This window comes from Actinopolymorpha rutila (assembly GCF_013407855.1).
Lineage (GTDB): Bacteria > Actinomycetota > Actinomycetes > Propionibacteriales > Actinopolymorphaceae > Actinopolymorpha > Actinopolymorpha rutila.
Genome location: NZ_JACBZH010000001.1, coordinates 5999753 through 6012164 on the forward strand (window position 1 = coordinate 5999753; position 12412 = coordinate 6012164).

At 71.8% G+C, this 12412-nt stretch carries 12 protein-coding genes; 8 read left to right on the forward strand and 4 right to left on the reverse strand.

All coding sequences use genetic code 11. The features are described from left to right. The first annotated feature begins 93 nt into the window (after positions 1–93). From F4554_RS26775 to F4554_RS26785, 3 genes are all read left to right on the forward strand, one after another. Positions 94–654 carry a phosphatase PAP2 family protein gene (locus F4554_RS26775; RefSeq protein WP_179790142.1) on the forward strand — a complete coding sequence of 187 codons (561 nt, stop codon included), beginning with the start codon at positions 94–96 and terminating at the stop codon, positions 652–654. A gap of 174 nt (positions 655–828) precedes the next feature. Next, positions 829–1530: a DUF305 domain-containing protein gene (locus F4554_RS33285; protein ID WP_179790143.1), complete on the forward strand. Its 702-nt coding sequence runs from the start codon at positions 829–831 to the stop codon at positions 1528–1530. A 9-nt stretch (positions 1531–1539) separates the two neighbouring features. Further along, positions 1540–2634 carry an acyltransferase family protein gene (locus F4554_RS26785; RefSeq protein WP_337796215.1) on the forward strand — a complete coding sequence of 365 codons (1095 nt, stop codon included), beginning with the start codon at positions 1540–1542 and terminating at the stop codon, positions 2632–2634. 52 nt (positions 2635–2686) lie between these two features. Here the strand turns inward: F4554_RS26785 and F4554_RS26790 are convergent, their stop codons facing one another. Beyond that, positions 2687–3352 (reverse strand): hypothetical protein, encoded by a 666-nt coding sequence (locus F4554_RS26790; protein WP_179790144.1) that lies wholly within the window; start codon positions 3350–3352, stop codon positions 2687–2689. Between the two features lie 106 nt (positions 3353–3458). Between F4554_RS26790 and F4554_RS26795 the strand changes: the two genes are divergently transcribed. Beyond that, on the forward strand, positions 3459–4271 hold the full coding sequence (locus tag F4554_RS26795; protein WP_179790145.1) for a class I SAM-dependent methyltransferase: 813 nt from the start codon (positions 3459–3461) through the stop codon (positions 4269–4271). A gap of 65 nt (positions 4272–4336) precedes the next feature. Then, entirely contained in the window at positions 4337–5140 is an 804-nt protein-coding gene (locus F4554_RS26800) for a class I SAM-dependent DNA methyltransferase (RefSeq protein ID WP_337796216.1), read from the forward strand. Between the two features lie 16 nt (positions 5141–5156). Here F4554_RS26800 and F4554_RS26805 read toward each other — a convergent pair whose 3' ends face one another. Both F4554_RS26805 and F4554_RS26810 read right to left on the reverse strand, forming a co-directional pair. Continuing rightward, entirely contained in the window at positions 5157–5732 is a 576-nt protein-coding gene (locus F4554_RS26805; protein ID WP_179790146.1) for a dihydrofolate reductase family protein, read from the reverse strand. A gap of 138 nt (positions 5733–5870) precedes the next feature. After that, entirely contained in the window at positions 5871–6770 is a 900-nt protein-coding gene (locus tag F4554_RS26810; RefSeq protein ID WP_179790147.1) for an aminoglycoside phosphotransferase family protein, read from the reverse strand. A 182-nt stretch (positions 6771–6952) separates the two neighbouring features. Between F4554_RS26810 and F4554_RS33860 the strand changes: the two genes are divergently transcribed. From F4554_RS33860 to F4554_RS26825, 3 genes are read left to right on the forward strand one after another with little or no spacing between them, the layout of a single operon-like run. Further along, positions 6953–10009 (forward strand): FtsX-like permease family protein, encoded by a 3057-nt coding sequence (locus tag F4554_RS33860; protein ID WP_179790148.1) that lies wholly within the window; start codon positions 6953–6955, stop codon positions 10007–10009. Further along, positions 10006–10755 carry an ABC transporter ATP-binding protein gene (locus F4554_RS26820; RefSeq protein WP_179790149.1) on the forward strand — a complete coding sequence of 250 codons (750 nt, stop codon included), beginning with the start codon at positions 10006–10008 and terminating at the stop codon, positions 10753–10755. Before F4554_RS33860 ends, F4554_RS26820 begins: the two co-directional genes overlap by 4 nt. Further along, complete coding sequence (locus tag F4554_RS26825; protein ID WP_202889478.1) at positions 10752–11441, forward strand: ATP-binding cassette domain-containing protein; 690 nt, start codon at positions 10752–10754, stop codon at positions 11439–11441. The genes F4554_RS26820 and F4554_RS26825 overlap by 4 nt, the downstream gene beginning before the upstream one ends. Positions 11442–11465: 24 nt before the next feature. Here the strand turns inward: F4554_RS26825 and F4554_RS26830 are convergent, their stop codons facing one another. Continuing rightward, on the reverse strand, positions 11466–12389 hold the full coding sequence (locus tag F4554_RS26830; RefSeq protein ID WP_179790150.1) for an NADP-dependent oxidoreductase: 924 nt from the start codon (positions 12387–12389) through the stop codon (positions 11466–11468). Positions 12390–12412 lie beyond the last annotated feature (23 nt).

Genomic DNA, 12412 nt, shown 5'->3' on the forward strand with positions numbered 1-12412 from the left:
CGGCGTACGGCACGATTCATCCGGCGGGCAGATCGTCGCGCGCCCGGCGGGGAGGACGGTGGAGCCGTGGGTGGCTGGGTGGACGACCGGCTCATGCACTTGATCACCGCGCACCGCAGCGACTGGGCCACCGGCGCCGCCCGGACACTGATGTGGATCGGGACCACCCCTGCGGCATTGGCCGTCATCGCTCTCCTCGCCGTCCTGGTCGTGGTGGCGAGGCGCGCCTACCGCCAGGGCGCCGCGGTCGTACTGGCGGTGGCGACCGCCGGCGTCGCGGCGAGGCTGCTCAAGGAGGTCATCGACCGGGCCCGGCCGCCCGCGGATCTCGCTCTGGTCCACCTCGCCGGTGCGTCGATGCCCTCCACTCACGCGGCACTCACGTCTGCCGCGGCGACCGCGGTCCTGCTGGCGACGAGGTGGACATCCTCGCGGGCCAGATTCCCGTGGGCACTGGCCCTGGCCGCCGGCGCGGCCCTCGTCGGGGTCTGCATGGTCTACCTCGGCGGGCACTGGCCCACCGACATCGTGGCCGGGTGGGCGCTGGGAATCACGCTCGGCGCCGGCGCCGGGCTGCTGTGCCGCGGCCCGCGCTCCGGCCGTCGCGGCGATGAGCCCACCGGACGGCGGGACGAGCAGCCTCAGGGCAGTTGATCACCAGGTCAACCGGGTCGATCGGACCAATCCCACAGGACCACGGCGGGACCACGACCGTGGGTCCCGCCGATCTCCACGGGTACGCGAGCGATGGGGACCGCGGGTCCGGTGTTGCCGGAACGACGGTCCGCACACCGCCGCTCCTGCTCGTCTCGACACCGGGAGATCCACGTGGGTGCCGCACGGAACGTCGTACACAAGAGCGCGAACAGCGCCGCACGGACCGCCGCACGGAAGGTCGTACGGGGAACGACGCCACGCACGTACTCCGTCGTCGCGGTCGCTGCTCTGATCGGCATCGCGGCGCTCCTCACCGGATGCGGCGGAGGAAAAAGCACTCCCGCACAGCCCGCCGGCGTGACCGCTCCGGCCGGGAAGCACAACGCCCAGGACGTGGAGTTCACCGAGGAGATGGTCGAGCACCACCAGGAAGTGGTGGCGATGAGCGCCCTGGCCGCCAAGAAGGCGACCAACGCGCAGGTCAAGTCGCTCGCGGCGAAGATCAAGGCCGCCCACGCGCCGAAGATCGCCGAACTGTCCGCCTGGCTGAAGGCCTGGGGCGAACCCGTGCCAACGATGGGGGCGACGCCGCACATGACGCGTTCGCCCAGCCCGGGAAAGCCGTCCGCGAGCCACAGCCCCGGCATGATGACGGACGAGCACGAACTGTCCGACCTGCAGCACGCCTCCGGCAAGGCGTTCGACAAGATGTACGTCGAGGCGATGATCCACCAGTACTCCGAGGCGGTCGACATCGCGAAGGTCGAACAGACCAAGGGCCTCTATCCGCCGGCGAAGAAGCTGGCCGCGGAGATCGTCGCCAACCACCCGGCCGAGATCGCGAAGATGCAGGCTCTGCTCAAGAAGCTGTGAACCACCCTGGTGACTGATCCGGCGACCAGGGTCGGCCGGGACAGGTACCTCGACCTGCTCCGCGCGCTGGCCCTGGTCCGCATCGTCACCTACCACGCGTTCGGCTGGCCCTGGCTGACACCGCTCTTTCCCTCGCTCGGCGTCATGTTCGCGCTCGCGGGATCGTTGCTGGCCGCGTCGCTGGAACGCAGGGCGGCACCGGCGGTGGTCGGCGCCCGGATGCGCCGGCTGCTGGTGCCGTTCGGCGTCTTCGCCGCGTTCGTCGTACCCGCGATTTTCCTGCACGGATGGGGACCGCCCGACCCGTCCCAGGCCGGCGGGTGGTGGGCACGGCTGCTGCTGTGGGTGGTGCCGCTGGACGATCCGCCGTTCGACCAGTGGGCCTGGCAGGTCAACGAGCCGCTGTGGTACGTCCGGGCGTACCTGTGGTTCGTCCTGCTCACCCCGCTGGTCCTGCCCGTCTTCCGACGGCTCCCGGTGCCGCTCATCGCCGCGACCTTGCTGGCGGTCTCCCTGCTGCAGCTCGGGGTGCTGGACACCGGCGACTCCGCCGCACTGGGCAGGATCCTCACCGACCTGACCGTGTTCGGCGCGTGCTGGCTGCTGGGTTTCGCCCACCACAACGGACAGATCGCGCGCCTGTCGCCGCGTACCACCTGTGCGCTCGCCGTGCCCGCGCTGGTCGCCGGCGGGTGGTACGCCCTCACCCACCAGACCCAGCAGGCCTACGACCTGGGGCCCATTCCGCTCGCCCAGGCGTACTGGTCGTTCGGGTTCGTCCTGCTGCTGTTGCGTTTCCGGCCCCGCGACCTCGGCCGGCTGCGGCGGGTGTGGCCGGTGGACAAGGTGGTGTACGTGTTCAACGAGCGGGCGGTCACCATCTACCTGTGGCACGAACTCGCGCTCATCGCCGCGGTCCTGGTGATCGACTGGATGTGGAGCGTGCCGTCGCTGGCGAACTCCCTTCCCCTGCGGACGAACTGGTGGAAGTACGTGCTCACCTGGCCGCTCCTGGTGGTGGCGATGCTGGTCTTCGGCTGGGTCGAGGACCTCGCCGCGAGACGGAAACCACAGCTGTGGCCGAGGAGCCGTACGCAGGGGTGAACGAGCTGGTGTCGAGGCCCCGGTGTCGAGGGACAGTGTCGAGGGTGCGGTGTCAACCGTCGCTTGCGCGGCGAGGTCGAGGTGTGGCGCGCTCGCCTTCGTCGGTGGGACCGTTGAGCTCGTCGGCCTCACGTTCGCGTTCGTCCGCTGCCTGTTCGCGTTCGTCGGCGTCGCGGTCGCGTGTGTCGGCGTCGCGGTCGCGCTCGTCCGCACTGCGTTCACGGTCGTCTGCCATCCGGTCGCGCAGGTCGGACTCGTGGTTGCGTAGATCGGAGGACCTGTCGCGTTCGTCGGCGACTCGTTCCCGCTGATCGGCGTCACGGTCACGAAGGTCGGCCTCGCGGTCGCGCTGGTCGGCGAGCTGGTCGCGTTCGTTCGCCGCGTGCATGCGTTCGGTGGCCTGGATGTAGCGCAGCTCCTCCAGCCGGCGGCGCGCGTCCGCCGCGACGCCGCGCAGATGCGACACCCGCCGGCGGTCCTTGTCCGCGCGTTCGCGTTGGTCGCCCGCCAGGGTTCGCTCCTCGGCTGCTTGCGCACGCCTCTCGGACGCCTCGCCGGCGTGCGCCGCCAGGAGCTTGCGACGCTCCGAGGCCCCTTTACGCAGCTTGGCGGCGAGCGCGCGCGTCTCGCCCGCCCGCTGGCGAAAGGCCAGGGCGATTCGCTGCGTACGAGTGGTTCGGCTGGGTTCGTACTGCCGACCGTCGTCGCCGGTGGCCATGCGATCGAGCTTACGTCGCCTCGGACCGGAGGAGTCATGCCCCAGGGTCTGCCCTAGGCTCAACCGCGACGTTGATCATGCGCATGTCGAATGCGGACTTTGGGTGATGTTGGTGGCGACCTTCGACGACAGCGAACGGCAGATCTGGGCGGGCCGGGCCTGCGCCTATGCCGACACGTTCGCGCGGTTGTGTGCGCACGCGGTCCCGGACCTGCTCGACGCGGGCCAGGTGGGTCCCGGCGTTCGGGTGCTGGACGTGGGAACCGGCCCCGGCACGGTCGCCGCCGCCGCGTACGCCCGCGGCACGAAGGTGACCGCAGTGGACGCCGAACCCACCATGGTCGAACTCGCCCGCGCCGCGGCACCCGCCGCCGACTGCCGGGTCGCCGTCCTGCCGGACCTGCCGTTCGGCGACGGCGAGTTCGATGCCGTCGTGGGCAACTTCGTACTCAACCACGTCGGGCAGCCCCGGCTCGCGCTTTCCGAACTCCGCCGCGTGGTGGGTCGCGACGGATGGGTCGCGCTGACGATCTGGGCGGCGCCGCCCGCGCCCGGGCAGACGCTGATCGGCCGGGCCATCCAGGCGGCCGGCGCGCACCGGCCGCCGCACCTTCCGCCGCTGCCGCCGGAGGAGGACTTCGCACGCACCGGGCAGGGGCTGACCGCGTTGCTGGACTCGGCAGGTCTGCGGGAGGCGTCCTGCGAAACACTGGCGTGGAACCACCGGGTCACCGCCGAGGAGTGGTGGAACGGGCCGGCCGCGGGGGTGGCATTCACCGGTCACCTGATCCAGAGCCAGCCGCCCGAGGTCCGGGCCGAGATCAAGCGGTTCTACGACGAGTTCAGTGCGGAGTTCGCCGACGCGGACGGCCTGCTGACCCTCCCCCACACCGCGTTGCTTGCTCGAGCACGGCGCTGATCAGAAGAGGACGCCGCCGAAAAGGACGTGAGGAACGGCGCCCGTCGGGCATAGCCTCGGGGACCGTGAGCGACGAGGTGAACGAGAACAATCCCGCTGCTGCCGGGCGCGACGACGACCCCGCGGACGGCTGGTTTCCCGAAAGCGTGGCCGCGACCTACGACGACCCGGGCGGTGCGAACTCACCCGAGGTGATCACGCCCGCGGTGGACGTCCTGCAGGCCCTCGCCGCGGGCGGCCGCGTGCTCGAGTTCGCCGTCGGGACCGGCCGGATCGCCGCCCCGCTGGCTGCCCGCGGCGTTTCGGTCAGCGGCATCGAACTCAGCGAGGCGATGGCGGCGCGGGTCACCGCCAAGCCGGGCGGCGACGCGGTTGAGGTGACCCTCGGCGACATGACGACGACGCGGGTGGACGGAGCCGGTGAGTTCTCGCTGGTCTACCTGGTGTTCAACACGATCAGCAACGTGACCACGCAGGACGGGCAGGTCGAGGTCTTCCGCAACGCGGCCGCGCACCTGCGTCCCGGCGGACTGTTCCTCATCGAGGTGGGCGTACCGGACCTTCGTCGCCTGCCGCCCGGCCAGGACACCGTGCCGTTCACGGTGGCACCGGACGGAAACCGCAGTGGCTACGTGGGATTCGACCAGTATGACGTGGTGACGCAGGAGTTCACGTCCAACCACGTCCGCGTCACACCGGACGGGAAGGGACGCTTCTTCCGCATCCCCTTCCGGTACGCCTGGCCGGCCGAGATGGACCTGATGGCACGTATCGCGGGCATGAAGCTCACGCATCGCTGGGCCGGCTGGGACCGCTCTGAGGTCACCGCCGACAGCACCACACACGTGTCCGTCTGGGAGAAACTCTGAACCTCGAGGCCGGCGGTCAGCGCCGGACCCGGTAACGCAGGTGCAGCACCCTGTCACCGCGGATCACGACGTCCGGATCCTCCAGAAGCTGCTGGGTGTCCACCGCCCCGAAGTACCGCTTGCCGGACCCGAACACGACCGGCACGACGTCCATCGCCACCTCGTCCACCAGACCGAGGGCGAACGCCTGACCGCCGACGTTGCCCGCTGCCACCCCGACAACGCGGTCGCCGGCCAGCTCTTCGGCCAGCGCGACCGCTTTCGCCACGTCGTCGACGAAGTGGTACGACGCCTCCGGATGCCAGCCGTTCGGCTTCGGCCGGTGGGACACCACGACCACGTGCTCACCCGACGGCGGCCGGCCCTCCCAGCCGTTGGTGATGTCGAACAGGTGGCGCCCGATCACCAATGCGCCGAGGTTCTGCCACATCGGGCGAACATAGTCAGCGGAGGCTCGCGAAACACTGCCGAAGCCCTCGATCAGTTCGGTGTCGCCGCTGGAGTACCAGTCGAACAGCGGGCCCACCTGGTCGACGTCGTCGGCGATGAAGCCATCCACCGACACGACGTTGTGCATCACCACAGTGCTCATCTCAGCTCCTCGTCACGAGCCTCTCCACACCGGAGATTCCACCAGCACCGACTCGCCCGAGGGCCACAACTCATCGCCTGGCCGCCGGCTTTTTTTCGGCTCCCGCGCCGATGCTCTTGTGGGCTCCTCTGCCCGGGCTCAGGTCAGGGCGGTCGCGACCCGTTCGGCGAGCGCGGCCGTCCCTTCCGGATCAGAGGCGTTGCGCGCCCAGCACGCATGCAGGAGGGTGTGCGCCTGCACCCAGCGAATCACCCGCTCCCGATCGAGCTCGGCCGCGTCGGCGAAGATCTTCAGTCGGCGTCGCAGGTTGGCACACAGCTCGTCAACATCCAATTGACGCTGAGCGCCACCAACCACCACGCTGAAAGCGTCGTTCGCCGGGTCGCCGGCGAACCCCTTGGGGTCGATGACCAACCAGGGTTCGCGGCTCGCGCGTACGACGTTGCTGTAGTGCAGGTCCCCGTGGACGAGCAGGTCCGGTTGCTCGCGCCCGAGCTCCCGGACGGTGGCCAGCGCGGCGTCGACGACCCGCCGTGGCACATGGCGGATCAGCGTGTCGGACGCGGTGCGGAGTTCGCGTTCCTGTGCCTCTGCGCGGTCGCTCAGCCGGCGAAGCCCAGGCGGCGCAGGCACCGCGAGCAGGCGGGTGAGCCGTCCGCACACGGCGGCGGCCTCGTCGTCGTCATCGAGGTCGACCAGAGTGGTTTGCTCGACCTGCTCGAGCAGCATCGCGAAGCGGGCGTCGTCACGCTCGTACAGCTGCACGGCTCCACGACCCGCCCACGTGGCGTAGGCGTTCGGCTCGTCGACGTTGCCGGGGTGCGGGAACGAGACCTTCAGCACGGCAGGGGATCCGTCGTGACGGCGTACGGGCACGACGATGCCGACCTTGCCGTGCATCACCGGTCCGGTCGGCGTACAGGCCCATTGTTTGAGAAGCTCGTCGGCGAGTCCGGGCAGTGAGGCGATCCATCGCTTACCTGCTTCGCCTTCGCGATGCACGGTCTCGCGGGCGAACGGCTCGGGCACGTCGATCATCTCCGCACCCTAAGGCACGTCGTGCAGATCCTGCGGCACGGTGGGAAGACCTGTCGGGCCTAATGGACCCCGTAGGTCTTCCCTCCTTCGAGGCCGAGCGGCAGGCGAGCATGAGCCCTGACCCCCAAGTGCACGGGGTAACTACCAGGGCTCCTCCGGGCCGACAGGGCTATGGTGCCGGGGTGCATGATGTGCGGCTCGTGTTGCGGGGGATGTGGTTCCGGCGGGGGGTGTCCCTGGCGGTGCTGGTGATCGCCTCGCTGGTCGTGGGTGCGGCGGTGACGGGGCCGCTGTTCCTGCGGGCGGCCGGGGAGTCGGTGTTGCGGGACACCCTCGCCCAGGCTTTGCCGATCGGGCGAACCATGAACGACCATCTCGGCGGCAGTGTGGGCTCCGACCCGCTTCCGAAGGTCCAGCACCTCAGCTCCGCCCGGGTGCGGCAGGTGCCGACGCTCAACCGTCTGCTGGGCTCTCCGGTCGCGTCGCTGCAGGTGCAGACGTCGGTCGGTGCGCCGGGGACGACGGGCAACCCTGCGCCGCTGGTCTACCGCTCCGGATTCTGCGCGCACGTGCAGATCGTGCAGGGGCACTGCGCGGAGCGGGCCGGTTCGGTGATCGTCAGCGCGAGCGCCGCCGCCACGCAGCACTGGCGCGTCGGCGAGACACTGACGGTCAACGGCAGCCGGGTCACCGTGGCCGGGGTGTACGCGCCGCTGGACCCGACCGGCGACTACTGGGCCGGGCACCCGTACTTCGCGGCGTACTCCGGATCCGGCAAGGCCGGCGACATGGGCGGCACCCTGGACGCGATCTTCGCGCCGCTGGCGACCCTTCGGGCCCAGCCCGCCGACACAGAGGCGACGGGCGCGGTGGACCGCTACCTCGACCTGCACAGGATCCGGCTGACCGACCTGCCCGCACTGAAGCGCGAACTGCTCACCTACAGCGGAGCTTCGGGAATCAACGGCGACATCAGCGACAGCGCCATGCTGTCGGTCCTCATGGAGGCCACCCAGGTCAAGGACAAGCTCACGGTGCCCGTGTTGCTGGTCGAGGTTCAGCTACTTGTGCTCTGCTGGCTGATCCTGTTCCTCGTCGTGGCCAACGCGTCGGAGGCCCGGGGCCCGGAGGTGGCCCTCGCCAAGCTGCGCGGGGTTCCGTCGGGCCGGACCGTCGCGTTCGGCCTACTGGACACCCTGATGCTGGTCGCGCTGGCGGTGCCGATCGGGCTGGTGCTGGCGCTGGGCGGGGTGACCGGGCTCGCCGCGCTCAACCTCGCGCCGGGCACTCCGGTCGTACTCACCGCGTCTTCCGGACTGGCCGCGCTCGGTGCCGGCCTCGGCGCCGCCACCGCCGCGGTGCTCGCCGGGTCCCGTACGCTGCGCCGGCCGGTGGTCGAGCAGTGGCGTCGGGCGACCCGGCGTGCCAGGTCCCGCCCCTGGGCCATCGACGTGGTGGTGGGGCTGGCGTCGGTCGGCGGGCTGGTGGTGCTCGCCCGCCGCGGCGCGGTCGGCACCGAGCCCGGCTCCCCCAGCGTCCTGGCGCTGCTCGCGCCGGGGCTCGTCGTACTCGCCGCCGCCCTCGTGGGCTCGCGCGTCCTGCCCGGGCTGTGCCGGGCCGGCTTCGGCCTCACCCGGCGGCGGGGTGGTCTCGGGAGGTTCCTGGCGGTACGCCACATCGGCCGGCGGCCGACGACGCTGCGGCTGGCGCTGGTGCTGTCGGTGGCGTTCGGGCTGGTGGCCTTCGCGACGGACGCCTGGTCGGTGGCCCGGGCGAACGCGCACGACCGGGCCTGGACCGAGGTCGGGGCCGCGGAGGTGCTCACCGTGAGTCCTCCGCCGGGCAAGGACCTGGCCGACATCGTCGACCGGCTCGACCCTTCGGGCACGCAGGCCACCGCGGTCAGCGCGGCCACCGAGTACCGCGGCTCGGACCAACTCCAACTGCTCGGCGTACAACCGGAGCGGTTCGCCCGGATCGCCTTCTGGCGTGGGGACTTCGGCCCGGCAGCGCTGCCCCGGCTCACCGAACGGCTGACCGCCAGGGTGGCCTCGCCGGTGAAGCTCGCCGGGGACCAGATCCGGGTGACCGTGCGGGCGCGGCACGTGTCCGCGGCCCGGCCGCCGGTGCTGGTCGCCGACGTCGCCCAGGCCGAGGGCGGGCTCGCGCCGCTCAACCTGGGCACGGTCCACGAAGGCACGAACACCCTGACCGCGGACCTGCCCTGCCCGGCCGGCGGGTGCCGGCTGGCAGGCGTCCACGTGGACCGGCCGGCCGCCGCCTTCTACCCGATCAGCGCCACCCTGGTGCTCAGCCGCGTGTCCGTCCGGACCGACGCCGGCTGGCAGGCCGTCCCCGCGCACCTGTCCGACGCGCGGGCGTGGCGTCCGACGGGTGAGGGCGCGACCGCGGCCACGCCGACCGGTTCGGGACTCGCGCTGACCATGCACGCCGGTGACGCGGACACGCCGATCTGGCGGATCGCCGACACCCCGGCGGTTCTGCCCGCACTGTCGTCGGGCCCGACCCCCACCGACGGGGTGCACATCGCAGGGCTGAACGGGCAGTCCCTGCCGGTGCGCTCGGTCGCGGCCGGACCGGCGATGCCCGGCGTCGGCGCACACGGCGTCATCGTGGACCGTACGTACGCCCAACGCGCCGCGCACGGGTTCAACACCGTGACCAGCGAGACGGTCTGGCTCGCACCGAACGCGCTGGACACCTTCCCGCGCCGGCTCGAGAACGCCGGGGTGGCCATCCTGGACACCAGTTCGGCGGCGCACCAGACCGCGCTCTACGAACGACAGGGGCCGGCCCTGGCGATCCTGCTGTTCCTCGCCGGCGCTGGGCTGGGCGCGCTGCTGGCCGCCGGCGGGGCCGTGCTCCACCTGCACCTCACCGGCCGCCGGCGCACGTACGAACTCGCCGCCATGTCCGCGCTCGGGTTGCGCAGGGCCACGTTGTTCACCGCGTTGTACGCCGAACAGAGCCTGCTGATGCTGTTCGGCATCGGGGTGGGCGTCGCCGCCGGAATCGTGGGCGCGGTGCTGGCGGTACCCGTCGTACCCGAGTTCGCCGACATCCCGGCCGCGCCGCCGATGCTGTACGGCCTGCACTCCGGTCCGGTGCTCGTCACCGTGGTCGCCGTGGTGGCGGTGCTCGCCGTGGTCGTCGCCGCCAGCTCGATCAACCTGCTGCGTACATCGAGGTTCGACCAGTTGCGGGAGGCACCGGCATGACCGTGGACGTACCCGCGGTGCTGTGTGAGCGGCTCACCCACGTGTACCGCGACGACGAGGGCACCGAGGTCACCGCGCTGAACGACGTCGAACTCCGTGTGCGGCAAGGGGAAGCGGTCGCGTTGGTCGGCCCGTCGGGGGCGGGCAAGTCGACCTTGCTCACGCTGCTGGCCGGACTCGTGCGCCCGACGGCGGGACGGATCGCGGTGGACGGGGAAGACGTCGTCTCCTTGTCGGAGCGAGCACTGCTGAGGCTGCGGGCCCGCAAGCTGGGCATGGTGCTGCAGACGCCCGGCCGCAACGTTCTGCCGTACGCCACCGCCCGGCAGAACGTCGCGTTCGCGCAGCGCTCCGGGACGCTGACCCGGGCCGAGCGGCGCGCGGAGGCGGTCGAGCTGCTGGAGTCGGTGGGGCTGGACGAGCACGCCGACCGGCAGGCCCGGTTGCTGTCCGGAGGGCAACAGCAGCGACTCGCGCTGGCGGTCGCTCTGGCGGGGCGGCCGGCGCTGCTGCTGGCCGACGAGCCCACCAGCCAGCTGGACCGCCGGACCGGCGACGCGGTGATCTCGCTGATGCTGGCCGCCCGGGAACAACGGGGCACCGCGCTGGTCGTCGTGACCCACGACCGGCACGTCAGCGACGCTCTGGACACCGAGTACGCCATCCACGACGGACGGCTGGAGGCGGGATCGTGGCTGCGCTCGGCGTCGCGGGGCCGGCCCGGGCTGGAAGGAGACCGAACGTGACCACCGAGGCGCACGGGATGGGACCGGCCGGGGTCGAGTTGACCGGGCGTGGGCTGCGGTTCGCCCGCGGCGGGCAGGAGATCCTCCGCGGCATCGACCTCGCCGTACGCGGCGGGGAGCGGGTGGCGCTGACCGGCCCGTCCGGCTCCGGGAAGAGCACCCTGATGGCGGTGCTCGCCGGGCTGTCCGCCCCCACCGCGGGCACCGTCACCCTCGACGGCCGGCCGCTGGGCCAGCACGGCGCTCGGTTGCGCCGCCGGGTGCACATGGTGTTCCAGGGGTACGCCCTGGTGGCGTTGCTCACGGCCGCGGAGAACATCGAGCTGGCACTGCGCGCCACCGGCGTACCCGCCGGCGATGCCGGAACCCGAGCTGCCGAGGCACTGCGGCTGGTCGGGCTCAGCGACCGGGCCGAGCATCTGGTCGAGGAGCTCTCCGGCGGGCAGCAACAGCGGGTGGCGGTGGCCCAGGCGCTGGCCACCCGCCCCGCCGTACTCCTCGCCGACGAGCCGACCGCCGAGCAGGACCCCGCCCACCGCGACGTCGCCCTGGACGCCATCCTCGGGGCCGCCGACCACGGCGCCGCCGTGCTTCTTGCCACCCACGACGCCGACGTCGCCCAGCGGTGCGACCGCCGCCTGCACATCGTCGACGGGCAGCTCAGCGAGGTCGAGGCGCTCGCCTGACGCCGACCGTCTGCGGCGCGCCGGTCAGGGCGTGAGGACGCAACGACCGCGTACGCCGCCCTTGGCCACGGCCCGATGGGCGTCGGCCACCTGGTCCAGCGGCACCACCGCGTGCACCCGGACCGGCAGCTCACCGGACGCGGTACGGGTGAGCAGCTCGCGGAGCCGGGCGCTGTCGGCGTGCACCTCCACGGCCAGCGAGGTGATCCCGCGCTCCGCGGGCGGTGCGGCGTTCGGCCGGACTCCGACGAAAATCCCGCCGTCACCGACCAGAGCCAGACCGTTCTCCTGCAGGACCGCGGCGTCGGCGACGGCGTCCCAGCCGGGCTCGGCCTGCGTGGTGAAGTCGGCACCGAGGCCGCGTACGAACTTCTCGTCCTCGGCTCTGGCGAGGCCGGTCACCTGCCAGCCGCGGTCCTGCGCGAGCACCGCGAGGTATCCCCCGACCGCGCCGGCGGCACCGGTCACCAGCAGCCGGTTGCCGCCGTTGGGCGCAGGGGCATCGCCGATCAGGTCCAAGATCTGGCCGGCGGTCAGGCCGTTGAGCGGCACCGTCGACGCCGCGGTCAGTTCGAGCCCGTCGGGCACGACAGCGACGTCGGCGGCTGGTACGACGAGCTGTTCGGCGTAGGTGCCGAAGTCGCGGTCGAAGCCGGCCACCATTCCGGCGACCCGGGTGCCGACGGGCAGGTCCACCCCAGGACCGGTGGCCTCGACGGTGCCGGCGAAGTCCCAGCCCAGGCCGGTGCGCTCGGGCTGGTTGATCATGCCGATCGAGTGGAAGAAGCCGCCCGCGACGCCGAGGTCGACGGGGTTGATCGCCGCGGCGGCGACCCGGACGCGGACCTCGCCCGGGCCGGGTTCGGTGACCGGAACCTCGACGATCTCGATCGAGTCGGGTCCGCTCGGGACGCGGACGACGGCGGTACGGAAGGTCGCGGTGCTCATGGTCTGCTCCTCGTGAACTGCGT